Source organism: Methylobacterium jeotgali (assembly GCF_022179345.1).
Lineage (GTDB): Bacteria > Pseudomonadota > Alphaproteobacteria > Rhizobiales > Beijerinckiaceae > Methylobacterium > Methylobacterium jeotgali.
The window spans coordinates 1-21,455 of sequence record NZ_BPQR01000036.1 but is presented as its reverse complement, the minus strand read 5'-3'; the positions used below and the strand labels follow the sequence as shown (position 1 = coordinate 21,455).

The following is a 21,455-nucleotide window of genomic DNA, read 5'->3' as shown; positions in this document are numbered from 1 at the left end:
CGGCTGCACCCGTTCTCCGGCGCGACGGAGAACGGGTGCAGCCGGCCCTCCCCGTCGGCGGCGCTCTCGAGGAGCCGCAGCGCCGTGGTGCCCACCGCCACGATCCGCCCGCCCCTCGCGCGGGTCTCGTTGAGGGCCTCGGCGGTCTCCTCCGTGAGGATGCCGTTCTCGGCGTGCATCCGGTGGGCGTCGGTGTCCTCGGCCTTCACCGGCAGGAAGGTGCCCGCCCCGACATGCAGGGTGAGGCGGTGGCGCGCGATGCCCGCCGCGTCGAGCGCGGCGATCAGAGGCTCCGAGAGGTGCAGGCCGGCGGTGGGGGCGGCCACCGCTCCGGGCTCGTTCGCGTAGACGGTCTGGTAGTCGACCGCGTCCCGCGCGTCCGCCGGGCGCCTGCCGGCGATATAGGGGGGCAGCGGCAGGACGCCGATCGCCGCGATCGCCGCGTCGAGGGCGGGCCCGGAGAGGTCGAAGCGCAGGGCGATCTCGCCGCCCTCCCCCTTCTCCGTCACCGTCGCCGAGAGGTTGTCAGGGGCGCCCTCGGTCGCCGCGCCGAAGCGCAGCACGTCGCCCGGCGCGATGCGCTTGCCCGGCCGGGCGAAGGCGCGCCACAGGTCCGGCGCCTCCCGCCGGTGCAGCATCGCTTCGACGCGCACGCCCTCCCCGCCTGGCCGCGTGCGCAGGCCCGCGAGGCGGGCCGGGATCACGCGGGTGTCGTTGAGGACGAGGGCGTCGCCGGGGCGCAGCAGGCCCGGCAGATCGCGCACGCGGCGGTCCTCCAGGGGTTCGCCCGGCCGCACCACGAGGAGCCGGCCCGCGTCGCGCGGGCTCGGGGGGCGCAGCGCGATGCGCGCCTCCGGCAGCTCGAAATCGAACAGGTCCACCCGCATCAGACCGTCTCCCCGACCATGGCGCGGCGCTGCCGGTCGAGCTCCTCGCTGTAGCGCTTCAAGGTGTGGCTCTCCGTGAGAAGCCCAACGACGCGCCGCTGCCGGGCGTCATCCACCACGGCCAGCGCCTCGCTCTCGGTGCGGTCGAAGGCCTCGGCCGCCTGCTTGGCGTTGAGCTCCGGGGTCAGGAACGTGTCGCGCTGGCGCAGGATGTCGGCGAGGCGGGGCGCCTCGCCCTCCGTCTCGCGGGCGGCGGCATGCGCCTCGGGCACCGTGACGATGCCGGCGTAGCGCCCTTCCGCGTCCGCCACCACCACCCGCGAGGGCGAGCCCAGCGGATGCGCCCGCAGGAAGGCTTGGAGCGGCGTGTCGAGGGGCACGGGTTTGAGGTCCCGGCGCATCAGGCTGCCCACGGTGAGGCTGCGGATCCAGCCGATGTCGTGGGCGCCGCGGATGCTCTCGCCGCGCAGGTGGAAGCGCCAGGTGGCGAAGGAGTAGCCGAAGGTCTTGCGCACGGTGAGCGAGGCGACGATCACCGCCGCGAGCACCAAGCCGGTGACGGGCAGGCTTCCCGTGGCCTCCAGCGCCAGGAAGGTCATGGTGAGGGGCCCGCCGACCACCGCCACCGCGAGCGCGCTCATGCCGATCACGGCGCAATCCGTGGGGGAGAGGCCGAGGGTCCCCGGCAAGACAAGCGCTGCGAGCGCGAAGAAGATCTTGCCCGCCAGCGCGCCGAGGAACAGCGAGGCGAAGAACAGGCCGCCGCGGAACCCCGAGCCGATCGAGATCGCCGAGGCGGCGGCCTTGGCTGCGAACAGCACCGCCAGGGCGGCGAGGCCGAGGCCGGCGCCCTCCCCCGAGACGTGGAGGTGCAGCGCCCCGTGGCCGCCCGAGAGCACCTGCGGGCCGGCGAGCAGTGCGAGCCCGCCGACGCCGAGCCCGCCGAGGGCCGGCGCCGCCGTGGCCGGGATGCGCGCCGCCCGCACCAGAGCCTCGACCAGGGTGACGCCGCGCATCACAAGGATGCCGAGCCCCGCGCAGGCGAGGCCGATGGCGAGCGCCGGCAGCGTCTCGGTTCCCGTGAAGCCGCGCCCCAGGGCCTCGGCGGTGCCGGGGAGGTCGACGAGCGGCGGTCCGGAGGCGAAGGCGCGGGCGACGAGGCTGCCGCAGAGCGCGGCCGCGACGACCGGCGTCAGGGTGGCGATGGCGTAGGTGCCGATGATGAGCTCGAAGGCGTAGAAGGCGCCCGTCAGCGGCGCGCCGAAGGCCGCCGCGATCGCCGCGGCCGCCCCGCAGCCGACGAGGGTGCGCAGGTCGCCCCGGCGCATCTCGAAGGCGAGGCCGAGGCGCGAGGCGAGGCCCGAGGCGATCTGCGTGTAGCCGGCCTCGAGCCCGACCGAGGCGCCGCAGCCGTTCGAGAGCACGTTCTGCACCGCGACGTAGAGCGAGCCCCGCAGCGACATCCGTCCCCCGTGGAGGGCGTTGGCCTCGATCGGGTCGATCACCGGCCGGCGCCGGGCGCCGCGCAGGCGCGCCGCCGCGAGGACGAGGAGGCCGAGCGCCAGCCCGCCCAGCGCCGGCACCAGGGCGAGAAGAGGCGAGGCGAGCGCCGGGGCGGCGCTGAGCCGGGCCCCGTGGGCGAGCCCATAGAGCCCTTCCCGCAGCGCCTGCGCGGCGAGCCCCATGGCCGAGACGGCGACGCCGGCGAGGCACCCCGTCGCCATGGCGAGGACCACGAGGCCGAGCTCGCTGCCGCGCACCAGCCCGCGCAGCCGCCGGGGCGCGAACGGCACGCGCGTCGGCCTCTGCGGTTCTGTCGGCGCGGTCGCCTCGGAGGCCGGATGCTGCGGCATGCGCACGGCGTTAGAGCGCTGTCCGCCCGAGGGAAAGCCGGATGTGCCGGTCCCCGGCGAATCCGTCGGGCCCGGCTCGGAGGCCCTTGCCCATCCCGGCGCGGTGCGCCGGCCCTAGCGCCCGAGGCGCTTGTAAAACCGCCGACCCCGCGATACATCGCGCCTCGGGCCGCCGTAGCTCAGTTGGTTAGAGCACCAGATTGTGGATCTGGGGGTCCCCCGTTCGAGCCGGGGCGGTGGTACCATTTAAGTCAAGCACTTAGCTCTGGTTTGCTCCCCAGGCTCGAGGGAGCAGCGCTCCCAGGGGAGCACTGGGGGAGCAGCTAAGTGATGGTCACCTGAATGACCGAGATGCCGAGCGCCTCGGCATTCTCACGCCAGATCCTATCGAGGATCTCCATCGATACCGAGTCGTCGCCCGGTCTGATGTTGCCGAAATCGCGAGCCCAGGCTCGCTCGGCTTCGCTCCGCGAGAGTCTGATTGTCCCATGAAAAATGTCGTGACCGTTGGTCGCAGCATAGGCGGTCAACGGATCAGGTCTGCTCATTCACGACCTCCTTCACGAGCGCCTCTTCCGGGACATCGGCTTCATGATAATGACCAGCTGCATCGTGCCAGACGCAGCACCACCGAACGACACCGTCCATCCGAAAAGAAACGTACCCTGGAACGGTGGTCATCAGCGGACCACCGGACACCAGGCGAACGGTGTCGCCAGGCTTCAGGGATACGGTCTCGGGCTCAGGCATCGTCGTCGTCTCCTACCACTCGTAGATCGGTAGACCATCTACGACATCGGCGTCGCGGTCGAGCATGATCCACGTGCAGCCGTTGGCCTCGGCCAGGGCGCGGATGGCACGGAGATCCTCCGGGCAGGTATGCGGGAACGGCTCGTTGCCGACGATAGGGATCAGCCAGCCCAGCCCCTCACTCGGCGAACCCCAAGGGTGCTTGGGGAAGAACTGAGGCACGTCGTCGGTGTTGAAGTCGAACATATCGTTGGTCGACTCCGAGATGTGCGCCGTGCTCAGCACGAGCATCCGGGGCGTCTCGATGGCCGGGGTCTTACCGGCCAGGATCGCATCGGCCGCCGTGATGGCGTCGTGATCCTCTTGACGGTCGTCCTCGTCGTCCGCGATCTCCACCCAGGCAGCGAGCTGATGGCGAAGGTTCTCGATGACCTCCAGCATCCGGGGCCTCTCCAACTCCAGACCGGCGCGGAGGAAGGCCGCTGCCTTGGTGCAGCCGTCCGCGAGCGCGGGGAAGCCGCTCTTGTCGAGTCGTTGGGCGGCCAGTTCGATGGCGCCGGCGTGGTGGGCGATCTTGCTGGCGATGCTCACGACAGCTCCTCCAGATGCTTCGTCACGAGGTCGAGGGCGGCGCACTGGCGGTCGTGTTCCTCCCGCCCGTCGTCGCGGGCATCGGCGACGTTGCCCTCGGCCAGCTCGCACACGAGGCGCAGCGCCTCGACGAGCGGGTCGGGCGGCGCCGGCTCGAATGCGTCGGACGTGCGGGTGATCGGGTTCGTGTCATGAACCTGGATCGTGATGTACCCCCGGCCATGCTCTGAGACACGGCCAACGAGACTGTGGTCGTGCTTGACGCGCATCCGCTGCCCGACAAGGTCGGGGACCTCTCCAGTCTCCGGGTCCCGGCCGTTCCAGCGCCGGTAGTCCCGCTGCGCAGCGCAGGCCTCGGTCTCGGTGGCGAAGAAGTGCTGCTCGACGCCGGCCTCGTGGCACCAGGGCAAGCCCAGCGGGTAGCGCTCGTCGTGATCGGCTCGATTGTAGACGTGGCTGTGAAAGGCCATGGCGGCGCTCCCATATCGGATATGGCTGGCGGTGACGGACCTCGGGCAGGTCAGGCGGCAAGCAGTGCTTCTAACTCTGCGAGAAATACGCGGGCCTCGACGAGTTCAGGCTCGCACTCGGCGATGACGTCATCTACCGAGCCGGGCACGGCGCGCTTGAGCGACTGCACGAACTCTTCCGTCAACGTGATGTCCGTGCGTACCTCTCGAGCCATGTGGCTGATGGTCTGCTTGTCGAGGTGCTGCGCCCCGTAGTGCTTGAGGTGCTCGCGCTGACGCTGCGTGTGGATCATCCACGGAGAGTGGGACATGGTGTGGTCTCCGATCCTGGCATCCGGGCTAGCCGATGGTCTCGCGGATCCGACGCTTGGAGAGAAGCTCCTCCGCCGTGATCTCGGGGCCGGTGAGAAGGCGGTCGCAGAGGTCGTGGATTTCGTCGCTGGTCAGGCCCGTGTGCTGGCCTCCGCAGGTCAGCATGTCCCCGATGTCGCCGTCGTTCGGCTCGACGATCTTGTCCTCGAGGCCGCAGGCAAGCAGCCGCAGGCCAGCGATCACGGCGTCGTACTCGGGCTGGCTCAGGTCCTTGCCGAGGTGTGCGAGCCAGCTGATGCCGATCTGCTCGCGGACGCTCGAGACCCGCAGGTTGGGCGAGTGGTCCAGGAGGCCGTTGAGCTGGGTGTAGATGGCGTCCTCGCCCAGATCGAGGCTGGGCACGTTCCGGTGGTAGAGCGGATCGACCGGCTGCTCGGTGTCGAGTTCGACGGTGCAGATGAACGTGCGCTTGGTCATGGGGTGTTCTCCGATCCTGTCAGTCGTCGTGCAGGCACGAGGCGTTGGACTCGGTGAGGGGCTCGCCGCCGATCAGGAGCGGCGGGACTGGCCGGACGAGCGGCTCGAAGCCCCGCGCGAACTCCCGGAAGTCGGTGCCAGCGTTGGCCACCTTGACCAGATCCTCGATCAGGATCGCGGGGCGGCCGTCCTGCGTGCCGAACGCTTCCATCTCGGCCGCCATGCCAGGGAACCAGCAGAAGAACTCCCCGTCGTACTCGTACTTGGCGTCGGCCTGAGCCTCGTAGGCGAGGCCGCACTCGCGACAGAGCGCGCGCAGGTCGCTGGTGTCTCCGTAGCTGCAGCTGCCGCAGTCGGTGAGACGGTTGGTGCCGGGATCACGGTCGAGGTTGGGGTAGTCGTAGTCCCCGTTGCGGAACTTGACGTAGAAGCGCTTCCACTGCGCCTTCGTGATGCTGCCGCCGATCGTGATGCTGTAGCCGATTTCCTCGGACATCTTCGCCTCCAAGTAGAACTTCTGGCATCCGGGCCTGCCCAGGTCCCGCACCTGGGCAGAACGAGAGGTCAGAGGTCCGGGTTGACCCCGAGCGTGCGCAGCTCGGCCGAGACGCGCCCGATCCTGTCGGTGAGGATGCGCGAGGCCTCGCTGCGGAAGCCCTCGACCTCATCGGGCGTGAAGTCGGTGTGGCAGACGACCTTCTCCGGCCTTTCCGGCTTCGTGATCCCCTCCACGGGCACTTCGTAGCGGAAGGCGAGATGGACGCCGTTGGTGGCGAGCGGTACCTGGCTGAGCCCTTGCAAGCTCCGTCGATGACGGGCGAGCTGATCGAGCAGGTCGGCCACGCGGGTGATGTCGCTGGCTTTCATATCAAGATCTCCAAGTTGAACTTCTGGCATCCGGGCCTGCACCGCGGTCTGGGTGCGGTGCAGAACGAGAGGTCAGACCTCCTCGGCGCTCTCGAGTTCGACCGTGAACTCGATCGAGACGCCGTCGTCGTTGCAGGCGGCGGGATCTCGGGAGAGCTTGCCCTTGAGGATCACGTTGATCTCCTCGCCGGCCTGGAGCCGTGTCCGAAGCTCCTGGCGGCCCTCCTTCACGTCGAGGAAGGTGTAGTGGGCGTCGATAGGCTTGCTCATCTTGGTCTCCTGGTACGAAATGAACCACGGATCTCGCGCAGCCGGCGGCTGCGTGGGGCGAGGCGTCACTCGATGGGCATGACCCGGAACAGCTGCGTGTCGACGATGCCGTCCGGGTCGAGGGTGGCGATGTAGTCCCAGGCCGCACGCTCGGTGTTGAAGCGAGGGTCGCGGGTGAACCGCTTCCAGCGCTTGGTGTGATCTCGGTGCTCGATGCGGAACATCAGAAGGTTTCCTCTTCAAGATCTTCGCTATGGGTCGGTGTGTAGTCCCGGCCGCAAGACGGGCATTCGTCATCGCAGCAGCAGGACCAGTCGTCGGACCACTCGACGTCGCAGTCGTCGCAGCGGTAGTAGTTGCGGAAGCGGATGGGCTCGTCATCCATCATTGCGAATACTCCGCAGATCGGCCCAATAGGCCTTGAGGGCCTTGGTGAATGCTTCTGTGCGCGGGCTCAGGCCGCCTGCGGCTCGCAGGTAGCGCCAGCGTGCGGCGTCGAGCGCCTTCTCTTTCGGGGTGGGCACGACGTGGCCTCCACCTGCTATCGGTGTGGAATTCAGGTGATGCGACGGCGGATCGCGCCCCAGCGCGGGTCGCCGTCACGGAGGAAGTTGTCGATCGCCTCGACGGCGTAGGCCGGAGTGATGAAGTCCCACCACTCTTCGTCCTCGCGAGCCCCTGGCGGGTAGAAGAGGACCTTCAGGGAGGGGCTGGAAGGCAGGAGTTCGCCGTCGCCGTAGTCGGTGACGAAGTCGAAGACCTGGGTCTGGTTCTCGTAGGAGACAGGCTTCTCCCTCGCCAGACCCAGCATCGTGATGGCCATCCAGCCACCGATGCAGGCGATCGTGCCACAGTCACCGCTGAGGCAGGTGCTGCGCATGTTGAATGTCGGCCCGTCCGGCCCCTCGGTGATGCGGCTGTGCCGGAACTCGCCGGCGGCCAAGGCATCGCGGACGGTGACGAGCGCTTCATGCTCTCTGGGCGTGATCATGGGGTGATCTCCTTGGTGCAGGCGCCGACCAGCTCTCGGTGCGCGGGGCTAAGCTGGTCCAGGCGATCGAACAGGACGCCGCGCGCGGCCTCGTCGGCGGTGCGCGACTTGGTGAGGAGGATGGCCTCGACCCGCGGGCTCGGTGCGTCCCAGGATGCCTGCAGGTTCACCCACGCGATCTCGGTGAGCGCGCGGACGAGGGGCAGGCGGTCGCCGGCCTCGTGCTCAGTGATGGATCTGGCCATCGTCGCCCCGGTAGAGATCGAACTCGCCGAACCTCTTGGAGAGGTTGTCGAGACGGTTGGCATGAGGCTCGATCCAGTCGCCGTCCCAGAAGCCGACACCGTGCCCGTTGCGGGTCATCCAGAAGTCGTGACCGGCTTGCTCGTGGATGCCCGTGCGCCCGGCATGGGCATGCTCGGGAACGGCATCGAGGTTGGCCCAACGCTGGAACTGCGCGCAGTCGTCCACTATGGCCGCGAACGTGTGGTCCGACAGCAGCTCGGCGGTGGGCTGGTCGATGCCGAGCTGCTCCTCGTCGGTGAAGATCGCGGCCTCGATGTAGGCCTGCGTGAAGCTGTCGAGCGCCTGGAAGCGCGGGTCGTCGCGACCCTGGAGAACGAACTCAGGCATCGACGTTCTCCAGGATCTCAGCGACCTCGAGGGCTCGCAGCTCGGACCTGGTGAGCGGCTCGCAGCACTCGAAGTGCTCGTTCCCGATCCAGGCGAAGGCCTGGTAGGCGGCGCAGACGAAGTCGAAGTCGAGCCGCCGGCACCTGCGATGGCTCATCGGCTCGGAGACGAGGAACCGGCCGGAACCGGCGATGTCGATCGGCGGGAGGATGTCCCGCATCTCCTGATAGCGCTCGGCCGAGATGCGCTTCCAGCGCGGGAGCTTGGTGGGCGTGACCATCAGGGACGCTCCCGCTTCACATAGGGGTGGCTGGTCTCGCTTCCGTCGAGGAAGCGGTAGTGGACGCGCCCGCCGCGGATCGCGATTGCCTCGGCAGGCACGCTGAAGGCAGCGGCGCCAGCCACACGCTCGTTGTGGATCGTCGCCATGGTGCGGCCGACCTGATTTGCATCGCGCTGGAGCATCTCAGCGTGCCAGCCGCGGGCGAGACCGGCGCCGTTGATGCGCTGGATCTCGGTGAGGGACGATGACTTCGTCATGCCAGCCCCTCGACCGTGTGGCCCAGCAGCGCGAAGTGGCGCCGGAGCTGGATCTTGGTGTCGAAGTCGGCGGCGACGCCGCGCCAGTTCAGGCGCCAGCGGTTCTTCGTCTTCTTGAGCGTGCCTGCGTGAGACCGCTCGGCAGTGGCCTCGGTGATCGTGTAGGTCAGCGGCTCGTTGCTGTTCTTCCTACGTGGCTGCTGCGTAAAAACGAAGGTCGCCATGATCTGTCCTCCATATTCGATATGGTTAGGTGAGTGGTACGGAACGTACCTCGGGCTTTAGGCGTGCGAAAAAGCTTGGTCGATCGCTGTGCTCGACAAGTTATAGTCGTCGGCTACCTCACGAAGCAGGCTCGGCCAGTCGGGTATGTCGTAACTGTCGTGAACCTCCTGAAGCTTATGCAGCAGATCCCGGTGCGGGTTCAGGCGTTCGGGTAAGAGGCCCTCTCTGTAGAGTTCACGGACGCTGAGAGGATCGTAGGGCCGGTCGCAGCCGGCCGCCTCGCGATCGGTGAGCAGGCACCCGACGAAGCAGGCGTTCCCGTCCGGTGCCCTGTAGGCGCAGGCAGAGCTGCGGCTCTTAGGATCGAAGAGCGATTTGCTGGTCATGCCGGCCGCATGCGCGACGACGGCGTCGAAGACCTGCTGAGGTGCGATGGGAAGCGGGGCATCGATGAGAGGGGTCATGGTACGATCCGTACTAGGCGTTGCGGACACGACGAAAGGGGCGGGCCTCGCGGCGGCGCTCCTCACGGGCGGCTTGGTGCTCAGCAAGCAGCTGATTGGCGATTTCCTGCGCGGTCATAGGTATTTTGTCCTATAAAAGCTGTGGACAGAATGTCGCGGTCCGAACCGGACCGATGACGCGAAGTCGGGTGGCTGCGCTCGTTGAGGCCGCCATACACGAATATGTGGGCCAGTTTGCCTTCGATGCGCGCTTTCTTAGGGCCGAGGTTCTTGACATTCGTCGAGGGGTCGGTTGGACCTTCTTGGTACGAAATGAACATCGCGGTTCGCCGGTGCGATAGGACTTAAAACCTAAATGATCACGTCTCTGCCACCACGTTCCTGAACGCGTCACACCGGATACTGCCGCAGTTCTGGCTGTTGCAGTCGCGATCGGAACAACACCTGTGGGAATGATGTGTCATGGTCAAGCAACGTGAAACTCTCAAGGTCGGCGGCAAGTCGAACACTATCGTCGACCTACTGATGAAGCAGACCGTCCAGTGGGGTGACTTCTTCGAGCGTGCGTCCCTCAAGGCTGGTCAGGAGCTGTTCTCGGCTGGTCGGCGGACACAGTTCGTCTACGCTCCGATCGAAGCCGTCGTCTCGATCACCGCGAGCACGGGTGGGGTGCAATCGAACGGGAAGCCCCAGCCCAATGTCACCCTGAACATGCTCGGATCGGGAGATCTCGTCGGGGTGTCCCAGTTGCTCGGTGATGCCACCCTGCCCTACGGGGCCATATGCGATATGGGCGGGGCCGCCTTGCGGTGCTCCACCCAGGCGGCGCGCAGGTTCCTCGACGAGCACGAGTCCAGCCGACACGTCGTGCAGGCCTACGCGAACCTTCAGGCGGCCGAGAGCTGGCAGTGGCTGGTGGCCTCGGTGCAGCTCCCGGTTCCCAGCCGGATCGCGGCCTACCTGCTGCTCAGCGCCACGGCCGCGGGGACGGACGCGCTGCCGGTCACGCACCGAATGATGGCGAGCCGCACGGCGATCCGGCGGCCGTCGATCACGGAGATCCTGCAGACGTTCGTCAACGACGGCCTCATCAAGCAGCTGGACGGGCGCATTGACATCCTCGACGAACAGCGCCTGAAAGACATGGTTCACGAGGTGTGGCCGCTCTTCGGGACGCATCGTCAAGCCTTCCTCGCGGCTTGGTGAGCCCGCTGGACCAAGGCCACGATGTCGGTGTGCGTCGTGGCCGGGTCGTCGTTGATCGCCGAGGGTGAGGCGCCGCCTGAGGCTTGGTGCAGCAGCTCGTCGGTCTCTTCGTCCAGGCGCTCGAGCAGCGCGAGGTCCTCGATCTTGCTCAGCTCTCGCTGGCGGGCGCCCAACAGGCACCAGCAGACGGCGTGGTGTGAGGACGAAGGCACGGGCTGGCCCTCGGTGTCGCGGGCGCCTGCACGCTTCGTCCACCGCGTTGGCTCGGCGAGCGTCTCGAGCATCCCGGCGAAGATGTCCTCGGTACTCTGAGGCGCGGCCATATGAACCCCTCCACCATATCCGATATGTCTGCCGCCGACCCTGACACACTCCCGGCATCGGCGATAACGGCTCTGTTCCTGTTCTGTTCACGGTAGCGTGTTCCGCCTCGTCGGTCGAATAGTGAACTTCGACCCTGTGGAGAGAGCGTGGAGCGGTCCGTGATCTTGGTACGGTTCGTACCACATGATCGTTGAAGTTGTCCACCGAAATCCCGGGTGCGTGGTACGCTATGGTCGCGGATAGGCGTTTCCCGGGCCTGGGAGGGGCCTAGAACGGCCGCGGGCGTCTCAGCCGCTCTCGGCTGCGCACTCGATGCAGTAAGCCTGCCAGACCTGGTCCGTGAGTTGGTGCTCGGGGATCCCGGCCTCGAGCGCCGCGTCGGGCTTGCTGACGGACGGGCTCACGTCGTGGGCGCGAAGCAGCGCGAGACAACGTGCGGCCGGCGATCCCGGCCGCCAGGTATGGCCCATCGGCATGCAATGCCACGGGCTCACGCAGCGGTCGTTCTCGCAGCGCTTCAGCTTGGGGACGTCACGGATCGAGATGTTGAACGTCTCGCCGTAGATCACTCGGTGCGCCGCGGTCGGGTAGCCGAGGTCCGTGCTGTGGAGGTTCGGCACGCGCTTCTGGGTCACCACCGAGCCCTCCTTCAGGGTACGGCTCACGAAGTGCCGCTCCCGCGGGGCGACGAACGAGCCCGTCCAGACCCAGCAGGCCCGGCGTTCGTCGACGCTCTCCGGCTCCATACGGATTTTCTTCCTGATGCGGGGCGGTAGCTCGGTGAAGGTCTTCGGGGTCCAGGGCATGGTTCGGATCGTACCTCGCGGTCTTTTTTCGCGTGTCGCGGTCGTTTCCGCGCCTCGTCTCGAGGGGTGGTTCTAGACCCGGAAAAGAACTTGGTGTGGGCCTAGTGGTATAAAAGTCCCAACTGACCCCCTAGGGAGACATATACATTGCTGCAATGTAGACCTGAACATTGCAGCAATGTTCGAGACCGTGATGCTTTCAATAGCTCTTTTTCTCCCACTAGATTTCATTTCAGGGAAAAAGAAAAGAGAAAAGAAAGACTTAATAGAGGTCCACCAAGTCAGTTAGCACTAGCCGACCTAGTGCTAAGCACCCCACTTAGCACTAGATTTGGTCCGTAGCCGAAAAAGCGGCCCTCCGCACCGAAATATGGTGATAAATCGGGCCATTACTAGTGGTACGTTCCGCACCAAAACCGGGTCTCGACCGCGTGCGCTCAGCACCTATCCGGCCGAAATACGCGCGTCAGCCGACCCCCGGCAGGCCCGGCGCGATCCACTCGATCAGCGCGCACCAAGTCGCGAGGCAGGCGTCAAAAAACAGGAAGATTTTCATATCGGACCCTCATCGGTTCGAGATCTCGGTGGGCCTGTTGCGTCGTATGGGCGATCCTCCATCAGGACGCGGCCCATCGCTTGACGCGGCCGGTGCCGCGCACCGAGGGCGGGACGAAGACCTCGCCGCGGCGCGTGCCGGCGTGCATGCCGCCTACGGGCTCCGCGAGAGCATCTGCGAGCTGACGGGCACGGGCGGCGCAGGCGCGTTGCTGACGGACCGTGGCGCGCCATAGCCGATATGCCTCGCGCTCTTCGGGATCGACGGGATAGTCGATCGCGATCAGCTGGCCGATCTCGCGCATGCGTGCGCGCAGCGCGGCGAGCGACTCGGGGCCAGGAAGTCGGTGCGCGGTCGGGCCGTCGAGGTGAGCGCGGCGCGCAAGCGCGAACTCGGGATTGGCGTGAGCCATGGTGCCGTGCTCCTGGACATGGATGAGAAGAGGATCGCCATATTCGATATGGCTTGGTGCGCAGCGCCGAGCGCGCACGCACGAGCGCGCACCTAGCCGGTGGCCAGATGCGGGCACGCGGGCACGGAGAGGGGGCGCCAGCGGCCACGGAGGCCGCCGGCGGGGTTGGGGCCTAGGCGGCGCGCTTGACGCGCCCCAGGGCCGACAGGGCGGCGACGGTGGCGTCGTCGGCCAGCACCGGGGCCGTGGTTGGCGCCGGGGCATCGGCGACAAGCTTGTCGAGGGCGGCGATGTGGGCGTTGAGCGCGGCCATGGCTTCCAGCGCATCGGCATGGCCGAGGGCGCCGATGGCCGCGAGGATGCCGGAGAGGGCGCTTACCGGGGCCGCGGCGTCGGGCAGGGTCGCGCTGTCTGCCGCGTTGCTGGCGAAGAACAGGGTTGCCGCGGCGGCGCCCTTGGCCAGCGCCTTGGCCTTGCTAGCCTCGACCTTGGCCGCCTTGGCCGCCGCCTTATCGAGGGGCAGGAACTCGCCGGCCGTTGCCCACGCCCGGATGTCGGAGCCGGACAGAATGTTCAGCCCTTCGTAAAGCTGCCTCACGGCGTCGACCGCTTCGTCGGCGCCCATATCCGATATGGTCGCCACCTCGTCGGGCGCATGGGTGCGGAACATGCCGGCCGCCGTCTCCACGCCCTTGACGTAGCTTTCCCATGTGTTCTTGGCGATGACGCCAGTCTCGGCGGCCCGCACCGACAGGTGGCGCCGGATCAACTTCGTATCCGTGCCGGGGTTGATGATGAAGAGGAGAGTGAATGCACTATAGGCGTGCAGCTTCATGCTCTCCGCACCGACGAGGGACGCGAAACCAATGTCCGCGACAGCGGCGTTATTGAGTGCCATCTTGTGTTCTCCGCTTCGGGTTGGCGCCATATCCGATATGGCGGTTAGGGCCTGGGCCCTGCTCCCTCTATATGAGGGCACATTCAGGTTTTACCCTGTCCAAGCTCAGGGTGCAAGATGTTTTTATAGAATAATCTTCCAAAGATTGAGGTGTTGCAAAGTAATCACTGTCAAGTGTTACTTGCAATGGGTGGGTGCTTTTCTGTGAATTGGTGTGCCGCACCTATATCTCTATGTGCCCAACGCGTTTTCTAAACTTTCCAATATTTGAGTGCTAGCACTACTAGACTTGGAGCGCAACCGCACCAAGTCACCCCCTGGAGCCTGCATCGAGCCTGCGCACCAAGCCTCTGGATGGGCTCCCAAGAAGTCCCCTGCCCTGCTATGTGATCGACATGCGCAGCCTGATCGTCCTCCTCGCCCTCACCACGACCGTCGCGGCCGAGCCGGTGACGAAGGCCGAGAGGGCCTGGATCGTCGACTACATGACGCAGACGCTGCGGGACCCCTACTCGATCCGGTCCACCGGCATCAGCGAGGTGCGCCCGCTGACAGGCGACGCCGGCCGGACGATCCCCGCCGGCATCTGCGTGCGCTACAACGCCAAGAACGGCTACGGGGCCTACGGCGGCATCGACACGCTGGTCTTCGTCCGCACGCCCACCGGGCTCGTCTACGGGGACTGGCGCCACGCTGTATCGACCAAGACCTGCTGGGTCGACAATGTCGTCTACGGCCCGTTCCCGGAGCTGGCCAACCTCAAGTGACCTTCTTCCGCTCGAGACCCTCGCGGATGAAGCGATTGATGACGGTCGCCCTCGCTTCCCCGCACCGCTCGGCCTCGGCATCGACCTGATCAAGCAGTACCGGCGTGATCATGTGCGTGATCTGTCGCTTGTGGCCCATCGCGTAGCCCTTGCCGCGCTCGCGCTTCTTCGTGGTGCCGTCGATCGCACCACCCGCGATCCGCTCGAAGGCCTCGTCCGACATCTCCCGCTTGGGCTTGCGCGTGATGGCCATCTCAAGCCTCCTCGAAGACGCGGGCGACGAGACGATCCAGCTCGGCGATCGCCTTCGGGTCGACCGGCGATTGCTCGGCGACGCCCATGCCGGCGCCCGAGGACGACGAGAAGGCCTTCCGCTTCACCAGAGGCAGGTCGAGGTAGGTGAAGGTCGGGATCTCCTGCACGGCCTCTGCAGCATCCGCGTTGTCGACGCTGGCCGACCGGGCCTCGGCCTTGTTCAGGACCGCGTAGGTGACCAGGCCGTCGCGTTCTGCGCCGATCTCGTCCACGACGTCGGCCATGTTCTGCATCGCCCAGAGATCGAAGCTCTCCGGTGCGAACGGCACGAGCGCCACGTCGGCCAGCGACAGCCCTGCGCGGAGCGCCAGTGTGTCCCGGCCACCCACATCCAGAATGACGTCGTCGTAGTTGTCCTTCTGAAGGCGGACCTGTTGTCGGAGGATCTTCCCGTCCGGGTAGAGCGAGCACACGATCTCGGGCTCAAGCCCGGCCTCTGCGCGGATCTGGATCGCGGCCTGCGCCGTCGCCTGGCTGTCGCCGTCGACCAGCCAGACGCGTCGACCCGCACGAGCCCGAGCGATGGCCATCTGGACAGCAAGCGTGGTCTTCCCGACCCCACCCTTCGTGTTTCCCACGAGCACGATCATCTCAAGTCCTTTCCACCGGCTTTCCACGTGGAAAGCACATGAGACCGCGCCCAGCTTCACTCGATTTCCAAGTGAAGATCAAGGGGATTTTCCTCGAAATTTTCGACATGGAGCCTCTTGCGCTTGGTACATATCGTACCATCTTCACGGAGCCAATTGAGACGTCATCGAACGTCATGAGAGCCCAGGAGACACGATCATGGCCAATCCCAAGAAGACCCTCGCCGACTTCGAGAAGGAGTTCCCGGTGGGCAAGAAGGTGCGCTTCTCTCCCGGCCGGGGTGCCGCCGACGTCACCGCCGAGATCACGGGCGTTCGCCAGGCCGGCACGCCCGGAACGCGCGGCTACAGCGTCTTCATCGACACCGTCGAGCATCGCGAGGGCGGCCTGAAGCCCCTCAACCGCAGCGCCCGCCCCGGCACTTGCACCCTCGTCGACTGACGCCCATCTGAGGGTTACTGCGCACCCCTCGCAGTTCAGGCCCCAGAAGCCCCGCATGAGGTTAAGACCTTGTGCGGGGTTTTTGCTTGAAAAAGCTGATTTATCACCAAAACAGGCTCATTTTACATGAAAAAGGCCCCTTTCGGGGCCAATTTCACTCGATTTCGACCGGAAATCAGGCCGCAGAGGCCTTCACCGTGGCCGGCTTCTCACCCTCTGCGGCCAGCGGAGTCTTGTCGATGACCTTCTTGAAGGCCTCAAAACCGGGATCGCTTGCCTGCAGTGTACGCAGGCCGTTGTCGCCGGGCAGCGAGAAGCGGATCGTGTTGCCCTCGACGGTGTAGGCGGTTGCCTGGAACTCCTCGTCCGACGCGAGATCGGTTACGAGCAGCAGGTTGTCCTTGATGCGAGCCCGCCAGCGCGGCTCACCGGCGGCCTCGAGTTCGTGTGCGTGCTTGGCCATGGTCTTGTTCCTGTTCCGGGATTTGTGGTCCGTTTCGTACCATGCGCGTCAGCCGCGCAAAGCCGCCTCCAACATGGCGCGCACCACGCGCCTGTCCAAGAGCTGACCGCAGTCGGCACCCTCACGCTGAGCCCGCTCGACCATGGCGTCCGACACCGAGAGCTGACCGGCGGGTAAGATCCCGGCCTGGAGCCGGCTGACGTCGCCCACAGAGCCCGTGCTGAGGACCGCTCGTCCGACCGTGATCCTGCTGGGGTCGATCTTGCCTCCGTGCCCTTCGGCCCAGTCCTCGTGACAGAGCGCATGCTCACCGCGGGAGCGGCACTCGTCGGTGTACCGAAGGTAGGCGTCGCCACCCAGATCCCGGGCCTTGGCGGCGGCCAGCGCAGGATTGTCCGGCCCCGCCATCGTCACTCCGACTTCGTCTTTGATCTCGGTCTTCATCGTTCACTCCTCTGGTGGGGATCGTAGACGGCGACCACGGCGCCGTTCACTGTCAGGACAACGCGTTGCCCTGCTTCAAGAGCCATCCGGCACTTCGCCAGCAGGGCATCCTGCTTGGCCCGCCACTCGGCGCCGAGGACGTCGAGCAGCTCACCGGCTTTCGGCACTTGAATGGCGGCTGCGGCCTTCGCTCCGACCGCGTAGGCCTGTGCCTCGTCGAAAAGCTTGGTCTCCTTGTAGGGCGAGAGCGGTACCGCAGCTCCGTCTGGGAATACCGGCAGGGACGCGACGAACCGCGTCATCTCTGGGCTCAGCGCCGGGGGCTTCGGCTTCTTCGCCGCCATGCGCTTCTCGAACCCGGGCTCTTCCGCGAGGTGCGGTGTAATCGGTGTGGTGTCCATGTGGAAACCCCCTTCGATCTCAGGTGGCAGATCGCTTGTCGAGTGCTTGCCGCATTCGAGCGTTGCGGGAGAGCTGCTTCAGGACCAGCTCGATCAGTTCGTCCTTGGTCCGGCCCGCCACGCGGACCTCGTGAAGGCGTCGGAGGAGGTCCTCCTCCTCCCACCGCAACTGGTCGCACAGCTCCTGAAGACGGCGCCGGGAGCGGTTTCGCAGCGACCGACGGCTGATGCGGCTCGTGATCTCGAATACCGCCATCAGAGCACCCGACCATCAGGACCTCGGGTGCGCCCCTGGTTGTCCGTCCAGTAGATCTCGATCCCCAGCTCCGAGAGCTTCGGAGTCGGCGGCACCAGAAACAGGGTGTGGTCCGGGTCCTCCCACGGGAACGGCAGCGGCAGTGGGCCTATCTCGTCGAGAAGGCGTTCGAGGCTCTCGAGCGTCAGTTTCGGTTGGTCGAAGAGCAGCACGTTGCTCGTTTCCGCCAACACATCGAAGGGATCCCGTCGTCGATCCGGGAAGCAGAACGGCTCCTGCCGGCCTAGCTCCATGTGGTTGACAGGCGGAAGGTCGCCACCATGGTACGTATCGTACCTACTTCGTTGGTCGTGCATAAGTCAATCTTTCCTGTTCCGAAGCAACCTTGCAGCTTTGCTGGCAGCGTGGATCCGGCGCCAAACGTCCCGCCTGATTGTTACGCAACTGCCTTCTTTTGATGAACAAGTGTGAGGAAGCGATATACTGGGATCGGCAGGCCCGCAGCTCCAATAACCGTGTCCTTCCTGAAACCGAATTGACCCTGCAGGTGCGCCATACGCTTCTCGAGCGTTTTCGATCCAGCAGGGGAGACACTCTGACCGAGGCAATAGGTCTTGTATTCGGTCAAAAGGGTGCTCAATGGCGTGTAGTTGTGCAGGTCGGAAACGTTCTGATGAGCCTCGGCCCCCAGGATCATCCGACCCTGTTCCCGGAGACCGACTAGAAAATCCCGGACGTTGTTCAGCTCGTTTTCAAGCGCCTCCCGCTGTTCCATAGATGATGGTGGGTCCGTGATCTTAAAGTTTTCGTGTCGAAGTCGAACCATGTGCTGAACGGCCCAGGCGGCGATAGCCTCGCGTTCCTCCGAGATGACAACCTTGTGGTACTCGAGGATCTTTCGGGGGCCTTCGGGGAACGCCTTTGTGAAGCAGAGGAACAGCCACCGCCGGGTGAAGCCATCCGAGCTGTCCTTGGACTTGGGGGTGTGGTTGCTCGCGAACCAGTGCGCCGCCCGGGGGCGGAAATTGAACATCGGCCGGTTCTTCTCCTGGGCCTCGATGACCGCACCCTCGACGATCTGCTTGAACTTGGCGCTGTCGATGAGCTGGGTCTCCGACAGCTCGCCCGCGAAGTTGAGCAGCTTGCCGACGAGCTGCGCCGGCCCGAACTTGTCGCCCCACAGCGTCGGCGGGAGCGAGGTCTGGGCCTCGGCCGGCATCAATGCCTGGACGATTTCCATGATGCGGCTTTTGCCGCTGTGCCCGACGCCGTAGAGGCAGACGGCCAGCTGCACCTCGGTCATCTTGGCGAAGAGCGTCAGCGCCATCACCTCGCCGAGGGCCGTCACCTTCTCGGAGAAGTCTGGGTCGCTGCCCCAGTAGTCGACGAGCATCTGCTGCCAGCGGGTGGCCTTGCCGGCGGACTCGGGCAGATAGGGGTAGGGAAGCGTGTAGGTCATCCCGTAGGCGGGATCGTGTGGCTTCAGCTCCAGATCCTCGGTCAGGAAGCCGTTGACGAAGTTGATGCCGGAGACGGCCACCTCTTGCAGCTCGCCGACCGCCAGGCCCCGGATCGTACGGAGGATGCCCTGGTGGTCCGTTGCGCGGCCAGCCGCCTTGTGGGTCTTGCCGTAGTCCCGGATGATTGTCTGGAGGACCTTCGCCTCGTCCATCTTCTTCCAGGATGAGCCCTCGTACTGCCAGAGCGTGTCGTTGTGGAAGCGGATGGGACCGCCCAGCTCTTCGAGATCCTTGATGACCGCCTCGGCGATCTCGGCGTGGTTCGCGCCCGTGATCGGGCCGGCGCGTAGACTGGCGAGCTGCCGGCGCACCGAGGCAGCGCTGAACCTCTTGCCCGAGACCTGGGCGACGTAGTTGACGATATGGTCCTCTTCGATCGGATCGAGAGAGGTGCTGGCGGCGACGCGGTTGAGGACGAGCTTGACCACGCTGGTGAACTGTTCGGTGTTGTCCTTGACGCCGGCTTTCTCGATGTGAGCGTTGAAGTAGTCGAGGATCTGGCCGCAGTCCCAGGTCTCATTGTCCTTCGTGAAGGCGTCGAGACCCCAAGCCACACGCTCCGCGTCGGTCACACCCTCATCCCAACCCTTCGGCAGGACGTGGGCCTTCGGACCCGTCACGTCGCGGATCAGGAACTCGATCAGTTTCGTCGGCCCCTTCTTGGGGTCGATGTTGTCGCCGTAGGTGCGCTCGATGAAGGTCGCCGCGGCGACCTCGATTTCCGTCAGCGCCTCCTTCAGGGTCTTCTCGCCCTTCACGACGTTGCGCGCGAACAGGCCGGCGAGCCCGACGAGGTGGTTGTCGCGGTTGCCGGTCGACACGTAGTCGGTGACGGAGCCGAACGTCGACGTCCCGAGGCTCATCCCGGCTTGGCTGAGAGCGTCCCGCAGGATCTGCTCGATGTTGTGCGGGAGGGAGCGGACGTCGTCGAGGCAATCGACGAGGTCCTTGTTCGCCCAGTAGGGCCGCCCTGTCTTGGGGTGAACGGAGGGCGGTAGCACGATCTGGGAGCCGGCGCCGAGCATCTCGACGAGGGATTGCAGCTTGCCTGCCTCGTCCCGGTACTTGATGCGGATGATCGGCTGGCCGTCGTAGCGGTAGATCCGCACCATCCCCTTCTGACCGACGCGCTCCCACGGCGATGGTGGCAGCACCTTGTTCAGGATGCCGATGATCTTCGGGTCGTCGGTATCGATGTCGATCGCCACGAGACCGGACTGTGGCCCGAGCGGCAGGCCGATGTTGCCGTTGCGATGGAAGACGCGCCAGCTCGTCCGCTCGGCCTCGTTCGGCATTCGGGCCTGGAGCGACTGCCAGTTCAGGACGACGGGCTCTTTACCGGTCGGCTTCCCCTCAGGCCCGCCGTTTGAGGTGTAACGCTTGAGCGGCATGACTGGGAGACCGCGGTCCCAGTATCGATCACAGTTATCGGCGAAAATATTACTCGCCGGCCCAGTGCCTTCGGCTGACATAGACGCGGTACCCCTTAGATTTTGATAAAGAGCTTAAGTACATCCCAAATTATGGACGCACTCAGCATAGCCATCGAGCGCCAAATGAACTGACGGATCTGATGTCGCATGGTACGAAACGTACCTAAGTGAGAGGGCAAATCAAGATAGCGAAAGATTGGCCTCTTTTAATCGTTTCTTGAAGTCTAGGCGCCCGTCTTTGTCCAGTACCTGCTCCATTGTCTGGATGACTACGCGCTGGAACTCGAACATTTGCTTGATGCCCTGCGCCTTTTCTTTCAGAGACAAGAAGCGATCCATCAAGGATCCGAAGTTTTTCAGGAAGTTAAGGCGGTCTCCCACATCGTCGCTGTTGTCGACGTCTTGCTGCAGTCGCTTCATGGAGTTGATGGCGTTCTGGATCTCGCGGATCAGGCTATCCGCCTGCTCGTTGTCGTCCTGCCCCGGCGTGAACACGTCACCCGCGCTGTCCTCGCGCCCCGTGCGCGCCGGCGTGAAGAGGCGCCGGAGGTAGCCTTGCAGGTCGGTCGAGTAGGGGCATTCGTCGGACGTCAGGTAGTTCGGATCGAACTCCATCAGCTGTTCGATCGCCCGCAGCTTGAGGGCCAGGCCTTCTGGCAGGGCCGGATAGGTCCTATCTGTCATGATCGAAGTCCGCTCCGAGGGCTCGCTGACATAGTGGGTCGGTAGTCTTAATCCAAGGCGAGCGGAAGACGGACATTGCAGCAATGTACCTAAGAAGGTCGAATATCTAGTTCGATGATCTTGGGTGCCACCGGCGCTGCGGATGATCTGCTTGGGGGCGTAAATGGCTGATCGTTATGGAGAAATCGGCAGGTACGAAACGGACCGTGCGGGGTCAGCTTCGCTCTGGCGTATCCGGCACCCGGATCACGCCTACTACGTGGCCTTCATCGGGGATGGGGATGGGGACCGCGTCCAGCGTGAGCACCTGCGCCTCGTCTTTCGTCTCGACGGGTCGCCGCCGCCCGAGGCCCTTCAGTTCGGGCGTCGGCGTGACGCGGGGCAGTTCGCCCAGGCCTTCCTGATCCCTGAGATCCCCTGGATCTTCGAGCCCTCTGTGGCCCCCGCTCCGGCCTTGTGGAGCGAAAGCGCGCCGCCCGACCATCTGCTCGAGGCCTTCCAGCGAGAGCTGGCCGAGGAGAGCCTTCGGCCGTGAACCCGCACCTGACGACCTTCATCGCGGGGCTCGACGAGCGCTTTCCCGACGACAGCACGACCATGTCGATGTC

38 protein-coding genes and 1 tRNA gene are annotated in these 21,455 nt (G+C 65.5%); 5 read left to right on the top strand and 34 right to left on the bottom strand.

The genetic code is table 11. From position 1 onward, the window contains the following. Both MFF04_RS11025 and MFF04_RS11020 read right to left on the bottom strand, forming a co-directional pair. On the bottom strand, positions 1–887 hold an 887-nt coding region (locus tag MFF04_RS11025; RefSeq protein ID WP_238275803.1), incomplete at its 3' end, for an S-adenosylmethionine:tRNA ribosyltransferase-isomerase. Beyond that, positions 887–2,740 (bottom strand): chloride channel protein, encoded by a 1,854-nt coding sequence (locus MFF04_RS11020; RefSeq protein ID WP_373320011.1) that lies wholly within the window; start codon positions 2,738–2,740, stop codon positions 887–889. The genes MFF04_RS11025 and MFF04_RS11020, both read right to left, overlap by 1 nt. 168 nt (positions 2,741–2,908) lie before the next feature. Between MFF04_RS11020 and MFF04_RS11015 the strand changes: the two genes are divergently transcribed. Then, positions 2,909–2,985: transfer RNA gene (locus MFF04_RS11015), tRNA-His, on the top strand. A 78-nt stretch (positions 2,986–3,063) separates the two neighbouring features. Here the strand turns inward: MFF04_RS11015 and MFF04_RS11010 are convergent. The 19 genes from MFF04_RS11010 to MFF04_RS10920 form a co-directional block, all read right to left on the bottom strand. Continuing rightward, on the bottom strand, positions 3,064–3,288 hold the full coding sequence (locus MFF04_RS11010) for a hypothetical protein (protein ID WP_238275802.1): 225 nt from the start codon (positions 3,286–3,288) through the stop codon (positions 3,064–3,066). Next, complete coding sequence (locus tag MFF04_RS11005) at positions 3,275–3,490, bottom strand: YodC family protein (protein WP_238275801.1); 216 nt, start codon at positions 3,488–3,490, stop codon at positions 3,275–3,277. The genes MFF04_RS11010 and MFF04_RS11005 overlap by 14 nt, the downstream gene beginning before the upstream one ends. A gap of 12 nt (positions 3,491–3,502) precedes the next feature. Continuing rightward, on the bottom strand, positions 3,503–4,081 hold the full coding sequence (locus MFF04_RS11000; RefSeq protein WP_238275800.1) for a DUF5983 family protein: 579 nt from the start codon (positions 4,079–4,081) through the stop codon (positions 3,503–3,505). Next, positions 4,078–4,551 carry a hypothetical protein gene (locus MFF04_RS10995; protein ID WP_238275799.1) on the bottom strand — a complete coding sequence of 158 codons (474 nt, stop codon included), beginning with the start codon at positions 4,549–4,551 and terminating at the stop codon, positions 4,078–4,080. The genes MFF04_RS11000 and MFF04_RS10995 overlap by 4 nt, the downstream gene beginning before the upstream one ends. 50 nt (positions 4,552–4,601) lie before the next feature. Further along, positions 4,602–4,862 (bottom strand): hypothetical protein, encoded by a 261-nt coding sequence (locus MFF04_RS10990; protein WP_238275798.1) that lies wholly within the window; start codon positions 4,860–4,862, stop codon positions 4,602–4,604. A gap of 28 nt (positions 4,863–4,890) precedes the next feature. Next, positions 4,891–5,340, bottom strand: coding sequence for a hypothetical protein (locus tag MFF04_RS10985; RefSeq protein WP_238275797.1), 450 nt, complete (start codon positions 5,338–5,340; stop codon positions 4,891–4,893). 19 nt (positions 5,341–5,359) lie between these two features. Continuing rightward, positions 5,360–5,836: a hypothetical protein gene (locus MFF04_RS10980; protein WP_238275796.1), complete on the bottom strand. Its 477-nt coding sequence runs from the start codon at positions 5,834–5,836 to the stop codon at positions 5,360–5,362. A gap of 68 nt (positions 5,837–5,904) precedes the next feature. Beyond that, positions 5,905–6,207, bottom strand: coding sequence for a hypothetical protein (locus tag MFF04_RS10975; RefSeq protein WP_238275795.1), 303 nt, complete (start codon positions 6,205–6,207; stop codon positions 5,905–5,907). 72 nt (positions 6,208–6,279) lie between these two features. Beyond that, positions 6,280–6,477: a hypothetical protein gene (locus MFF04_RS10970; RefSeq protein ID WP_163591056.1), complete on the bottom strand. Its 198-nt coding sequence runs from the start codon at positions 6,475–6,477 to the stop codon at positions 6,280–6,282. Positions 6,478–6,542: 65 nt separating this feature from the next. Continuing rightward, a complete protein-coding gene (locus MFF04_RS10965) occupies positions 6,543–6,701 on the bottom strand; it encodes a hypothetical protein (RefSeq protein WP_163473598.1) in 159 nt (52 codons plus the stop codon). Beyond that, on the bottom strand, positions 6,701–6,865 hold the full coding sequence (locus MFF04_RS10960; RefSeq protein WP_238275793.1) for a hypothetical protein: 165 nt from the start codon (positions 6,863–6,865) through the stop codon (positions 6,701–6,703). The genes MFF04_RS10965 and MFF04_RS10960 overlap by 1 nt, the downstream gene beginning before the upstream one ends. Next, a complete protein-coding gene (locus MFF04_RS10955) occupies positions 6,855–7,001 on the bottom strand; it encodes a hypothetical protein (RefSeq protein ID WP_238275791.1) in 147 nt (48 codons plus the stop codon). Before MFF04_RS10955 ends, MFF04_RS10960 begins: the two co-directional genes overlap by 11 nt. 32 nt (positions 7,002–7,033) lie before the next feature. Continuing rightward, complete coding sequence (locus MFF04_RS10950; protein ID WP_238275789.1) at positions 7,034–7,468, bottom strand: hypothetical protein; 435 nt, start codon at positions 7,466–7,468, stop codon at positions 7,034–7,036. Then, positions 7,465–7,713: a hypothetical protein gene (locus tag MFF04_RS10945; protein ID WP_238275787.1), complete on the bottom strand. Its 249-nt coding sequence runs from the start codon at positions 7,711–7,713 to the stop codon at positions 7,465–7,467. Before MFF04_RS10945 ends, MFF04_RS10950 begins: the two co-directional genes overlap by 4 nt. Continuing rightward, positions 7,694–8,101 carry a hypothetical protein gene (locus MFF04_RS10940; RefSeq protein WP_238275786.1) on the bottom strand — a complete coding sequence of 136 codons (408 nt, stop codon included), beginning with the start codon at positions 8,099–8,101 and terminating at the stop codon, positions 7,694–7,696. Before MFF04_RS10940 ends, MFF04_RS10945 begins: the two co-directional genes overlap by 20 nt. After that, a complete protein-coding gene (locus MFF04_RS10935; RefSeq protein WP_238275785.1) occupies positions 8,094–8,381 on the bottom strand; it encodes a hypothetical protein in 288 nt (95 codons plus the stop codon). Before MFF04_RS10935 ends, MFF04_RS10940 begins: the two co-directional genes overlap by 8 nt. Then, positions 8,381–8,641, bottom strand: a complete 261-nt coding sequence (locus tag MFF04_RS10930) for a hypothetical protein (RefSeq protein WP_238275784.1) — start codon at positions 8,639–8,641, stop codon at positions 8,381–8,383. Before MFF04_RS10930 ends, MFF04_RS10935 begins: the two co-directional genes overlap by 1 nt. Further along, entirely contained in the window at positions 8,638–8,865 is a 228-nt protein-coding gene (locus MFF04_RS10925; protein ID WP_238275783.1) for a hypothetical protein, read from the bottom strand. Before MFF04_RS10925 ends, MFF04_RS10930 begins: the two co-directional genes overlap by 4 nt. A gap of 57 nt (positions 8,866–8,922) precedes the next feature. Next, positions 8,923–9,330 carry a hypothetical protein gene (locus MFF04_RS10920; RefSeq protein WP_238275782.1) on the bottom strand — a complete coding sequence of 136 codons (408 nt, stop codon included), beginning with the start codon at positions 9,328–9,330 and terminating at the stop codon, positions 8,923–8,925. Positions 9,331–9,792: 462 nt separating this feature from the next. Here MFF04_RS10920 and MFF04_RS10915 point away from each other — a divergent pair, with 462 nt between their 5' ends. Continuing rightward, complete coding sequence (locus MFF04_RS10915) at positions 9,793–10,536, top strand: Crp/Fnr family transcriptional regulator (RefSeq protein WP_238275781.1); 744 nt, start codon at positions 9,793–9,795, stop codon at positions 10,534–10,536. Here MFF04_RS10915 and MFF04_RS10910 read toward each other — a convergent pair. From MFF04_RS10910 to MFF04_RS10895, 4 genes are all read right to left on the bottom strand, one after another. Further along, the gene (locus tag MFF04_RS10910; RefSeq protein WP_238275780.1) at positions 10,512–10,859 is read right to left on the bottom strand and encodes a DUF6197 family protein; all 348 of its coding nucleotides are present in this window, start codon (positions 10,857–10,859) and stop codon (positions 10,512–10,514) included. The genes MFF04_RS10915 and MFF04_RS10910 overlap by 25 nt on opposite strands. A gap of 288 nt (positions 10,860–11,147) precedes the next feature. Beyond that, positions 11,148–11,666: a hypothetical protein gene (locus MFF04_RS10905; protein WP_238275779.1), complete on the bottom strand. Its 519-nt coding sequence runs from the start codon at positions 11,664–11,666 to the stop codon at positions 11,148–11,150. A gap of 617 nt (positions 11,667–12,283) precedes the next feature. Next, complete coding sequence (locus tag MFF04_RS10900; protein WP_238275777.1) at positions 12,284–12,634, bottom strand: hypothetical protein; 351 nt, start codon at positions 12,632–12,634, stop codon at positions 12,284–12,286. Positions 12,635–12,806: 172 nt separating this feature from the next. Next, on the bottom strand, positions 12,807–13,532 hold the full coding sequence (locus MFF04_RS10895; RefSeq protein ID WP_238275775.1) for a hypothetical protein: 726 nt from the start codon (positions 13,530–13,532) through the stop codon (positions 12,807–12,809). A 395-nt stretch (positions 13,533–13,927) separates the two neighbouring features. Here MFF04_RS10895 and MFF04_RS10890 point away from each other — a divergent pair, with 395 nt between their 5' ends. Next, on the top strand, positions 13,928–14,299 hold the full coding sequence (locus MFF04_RS10890) for a hypothetical protein (RefSeq protein WP_238275773.1): 372 nt from the start codon (positions 13,928–13,930) through the stop codon (positions 14,297–14,299). Here the strand turns inward: MFF04_RS10890 and MFF04_RS10885 are convergent. Both MFF04_RS10885 and MFF04_RS10880 read right to left on the bottom strand, forming a co-directional pair. Next, positions 14,292–14,552 (bottom strand): hypothetical protein, encoded by a 261-nt coding sequence (locus MFF04_RS10885; protein WP_238275771.1) that lies wholly within the window; start codon positions 14,550–14,552, stop codon positions 14,292–14,294. The two genes, MFF04_RS10890 and MFF04_RS10885, sit on opposite strands and share 8 nt — an antisense overlap. Position 14,553: 1 nt before the next feature. Continuing rightward, positions 14,554–15,264 carry an AAA family ATPase gene (locus MFF04_RS10880; protein ID WP_238275769.1) on the bottom strand — a complete coding sequence of 237 codons (711 nt, stop codon included), beginning with the start codon at positions 15,262–15,264 and terminating at the stop codon, positions 14,554–14,556. A gap of 139 nt (positions 15,265–15,403) precedes the next feature. Between MFF04_RS10880 and MFF04_RS10875 the strand changes: the two genes are divergently transcribed. Beyond that, positions 15,404–15,646, top strand: a complete 243-nt coding sequence (locus MFF04_RS10875) for a hypothetical protein (protein ID WP_238275767.1) — start codon at positions 15,404–15,406, stop codon at positions 15,644–15,646. Between the two features lie 175 nt (positions 15,647–15,821). Here the strand turns inward: MFF04_RS10875 and MFF04_RS10870 are convergent, their stop codons facing one another. The 7 genes from MFF04_RS10870 to MFF04_RS10840 all read right to left on the bottom strand — a co-directional run bounded on the left by MFF04_RS10870 (position 15,822) and on the right by MFF04_RS10840 (position 20,847). Then, positions 15,822–16,109 (bottom strand): hypothetical protein, encoded by a 288-nt coding sequence (locus MFF04_RS10870; RefSeq protein ID WP_238275765.1) that lies wholly within the window; start codon positions 16,107–16,109, stop codon positions 15,822–15,824. 48 nt (positions 16,110–16,157) lie between these two features. Beyond that, complete coding sequence (locus tag MFF04_RS10865; protein WP_238275763.1) at positions 16,158–16,553, bottom strand: hypothetical protein; 396 nt, start codon at positions 16,551–16,553, stop codon at positions 16,158–16,160. Further along, on the bottom strand, positions 16,550–16,954 hold the full coding sequence (locus tag MFF04_RS10860) for a hypothetical protein (RefSeq protein WP_238275761.1): 405 nt from the start codon (positions 16,952–16,954) through the stop codon (positions 16,550–16,552). Before MFF04_RS10860 ends, MFF04_RS10865 begins: the two co-directional genes overlap by 4 nt. A 19-nt stretch (positions 16,955–16,973) precedes the next feature. Then, complete coding sequence (locus MFF04_RS10855) at positions 16,974–17,210, bottom strand: hypothetical protein (protein ID WP_238275759.1); 237 nt, start codon at positions 17,208–17,210, stop codon at positions 16,974–16,976. Continuing rightward, positions 17,210–17,440: a hypothetical protein gene (locus MFF04_RS10850; RefSeq protein WP_238275757.1), complete on the bottom strand. Its 231-nt coding sequence runs from the start codon at positions 17,438–17,440 to the stop codon at positions 17,210–17,212. Before MFF04_RS10850 ends, MFF04_RS10855 begins: the two co-directional genes overlap by 1 nt. A gap of 206 nt (positions 17,441–17,646) precedes the next feature. Beyond that, a complete protein-coding gene (locus MFF04_RS10845; RefSeq protein WP_283206365.1) occupies positions 17,647–20,202 on the bottom strand; it encodes a bifunctional DNA primase/polymerase in 2,556 nt (851 codons plus the stop codon). A gap of 141 nt (positions 20,203–20,343) precedes the next feature. Next, positions 20,344–20,847 carry a hypothetical protein gene (locus tag MFF04_RS10840; protein WP_238275753.1) on the bottom strand — a complete coding sequence of 168 codons (504 nt, stop codon included), beginning with the start codon at positions 20,845–20,847 and terminating at the stop codon, positions 20,344–20,346. A gap of 259 nt (positions 20,848–21,106) precedes the next feature. On the opposite strand from MFF04_RS10840, the gene MFF04_RS10835 reads away from it, so the two are divergent. After that, positions 21,107–21,382 carry a hypothetical protein gene (locus tag MFF04_RS10835; protein ID WP_238275751.1) on the top strand — a complete coding sequence of 92 codons (276 nt, stop codon included), beginning with the start codon at positions 21,107–21,109 and terminating at the stop codon, positions 21,380–21,382. The last annotated feature ends 73 nt before the right edge of the window (positions 21,383–21,455 follow it).

Excerpts from the sequence above, each read along its gene's own strand:
- MFF04_RS10870 (WP_238275765.1), bottom strand. The coding sequence starts at position 16,109 with ATGGCCAAGCACGCACACGAACTCGAGGCCGCCGGTGAGCCGCGCTGG.
- MFF04_RS10860 (WP_238275761.1), bottom strand. The coding sequence starts at position 16,954 with ATGGACACCACACCGATTACACCGCACCTCGCGGAAGAGCCCGGGTTC.
- MFF04_RS10950 (WP_238275789.1), bottom strand. The coding sequence starts at position 7,468 with ATGATCACGCCCAGAGAGCATGAAGCGCTCGTCACCGTCCGCGATGCC.
- MFF04_RS10940 (WP_238275786.1), bottom strand. The coding sequence starts at position 8,101 with ATGCCTGAGTTCGTTCTCCAGGGTCGCGACGACCCGCGCTTCCAGGCG.
- MFF04_RS10890 (WP_238275773.1), top strand. The coding sequence starts at position 13,928 with ATGCGCAGCCTGATCGTCCTCCTCGCCCTCACCACGACCGTCGCGGCC.
- MFF04_RS11010 (WP_238275802.1), bottom strand. The coding sequence starts at position 3,288 with ATGAGCAGACCTGATCCGTTGACCGCCTATGCTGCGACCAACGGTCAC.
- MFF04_RS10970 (WP_163591056.1), bottom strand. The coding sequence starts at position 6,477 with ATGAGCAAGCCTATCGACGCCCACTACACCTTCCTCGACGTGAAGGAG.
- MFF04_RS10975 (WP_238275795.1), bottom strand. The coding sequence starts at position 6,207 with ATGAAAGCCAGCGACATCACCCGCGTGGCCGACCTGCTCGATCAGCTC.
- MFF04_RS10925 (WP_238275783.1), bottom strand. The coding sequence starts at position 8,865 with ATGGCGACCTTCGTTTTTACGCAGCAGCCACGTAGGAAGAACAGCAAC.
- MFF04_RS10990 (WP_238275798.1), bottom strand. The coding sequence starts at position 4,862 with ATGTCCCACTCTCCGTGGATGATCCACACGCAGCGTCAGCGCGAGCAC.
- MFF04_RS10980 (WP_238275796.1), bottom strand. The coding sequence starts at position 5,836 with ATGTCCGAGGAAATCGGCTACAGCATCACGATCGGCGGCAGCATCACG.
- MFF04_RS11005 (WP_238275801.1), bottom strand. The coding sequence starts at position 3,490 with ATGCCTGAGCCCGAGACCGTATCCCTGAAGCCTGGCGACACCGTTCGC.
- MFF04_RS10875 (WP_238275767.1), top strand. The coding sequence starts at position 15,404 with ATGGCCAATCCCAAGAAGACCCTCGCCGACTTCGAGAAGGAGTTCCCG.
- MFF04_RS10865 (WP_238275763.1), bottom strand. The coding sequence starts at position 16,553 with ATGAAGACCGAGATCAAAGACGAAGTCGGAGTGACGATGGCGGGGCCG.
- MFF04_RS10910 (WP_238275780.1), bottom strand. The coding sequence starts at position 10,859 with ATGGCCGCGCCTCAGAGTACCGAGGACATCTTCGCCGGGATGCTCGAG.
- MFF04_RS10840 (WP_238275753.1), bottom strand. The coding sequence starts at position 20,847 with ATGACAGATAGGACCTATCCGGCCCTGCCAGAAGGCCTGGCCCTCAAG.
- MFF04_RS10985 (WP_238275797.1), bottom strand. The coding sequence starts at position 5,340 with ATGACCAAGCGCACGTTCATCTGCACCGTCGAACTCGACACCGAGCAG.
- MFF04_RS10930 (WP_238275784.1), bottom strand. The coding sequence starts at position 8,641 with ATGACGAAGTCATCGTCCCTCACCGAGATCCAGCGCATCAACGGCGCC.
- MFF04_RS11020 (WP_373320011.1), bottom strand. The coding sequence starts at position 2,740 with ATGCCGCAGCATCCGGCCTCCGAGGCGACCGCGCCGACAGAACCGCAG.
- MFF04_RS10915 (WP_238275781.1), top strand. The coding sequence starts at position 9,793 with ATGGTCAAGCAACGTGAAACTCTCAAGGTCGGCGGCAAGTCGAACACT.
- MFF04_RS10965 (WP_163473598.1), bottom strand. The coding sequence starts at position 6,701 with ATGTTCCGCATCGAGCACCGAGATCACACCAAGCGCTGGAAGCGGTTC.
- MFF04_RS10920 (WP_238275782.1), bottom strand. The coding sequence starts at position 9,330 with ATGACCCCTCTCATCGATGCCCCGCTTCCCATCGCACCTCAGCAGGTC.
- MFF04_RS10960 (WP_238275793.1), bottom strand. The coding sequence starts at position 6,865 with ATGATGGATGACGAGCCCATCCGCTTCCGCAACTACTACCGCTGCGAC.
- MFF04_RS10995 (WP_238275799.1), bottom strand. The coding sequence starts at position 4,551 with ATGGCCTTTCACAGCCACGTCTACAATCGAGCCGATCACGACGAGCGC.
- MFF04_RS10885 (WP_238275771.1), bottom strand. The coding sequence starts at position 14,552 with ATGGCCATCACGCGCAAGCCCAAGCGGGAGATGTCGGACGAGGCCTTC.
- MFF04_RS10945 (WP_238275787.1), bottom strand. The coding sequence starts at position 7,713 with ATGGCCAGATCCATCACTGAGCACGAGGCCGGCGACCGCCTGCCCCTC.
- MFF04_RS10895 (WP_238275775.1), bottom strand. The coding sequence starts at position 13,532 with ATGGCACTCAATAACGCCGCTGTCGCGGACATTGGTTTCGCGTCCCTC.
- MFF04_RS10935 (WP_238275785.1), bottom strand. The coding sequence starts at position 8,381 with ATGGTCACGCCCACCAAGCTCCCGCGCTGGAAGCGCATCTCGGCCGAG.
- MFF04_RS10905 (WP_238275779.1), bottom strand. The coding sequence starts at position 11,666 with ATGCCCTGGACCCCGAAGACCTTCACCGAGCTACCGCCCCGCATCAGG.
- MFF04_RS10855 (WP_238275759.1), bottom strand. The coding sequence starts at position 17,210 with ATGGCGGTATTCGAGATCACGAGCCGCATCAGCCGTCGGTCGCTGCGA.
- MFF04_RS10900 (WP_238275777.1), bottom strand. The coding sequence starts at position 12,634 with ATGGCTCACGCCAATCCCGAGTTCGCGCTTGCGCGCCGCGCTCACCTC.
- MFF04_RS10845 (WP_283206365.1), bottom strand. The coding sequence starts at position 20,202 with ATGTCAGCCGAAGGCACTGGGCCGGCGAGTAATATTTTCGCCGATAAC.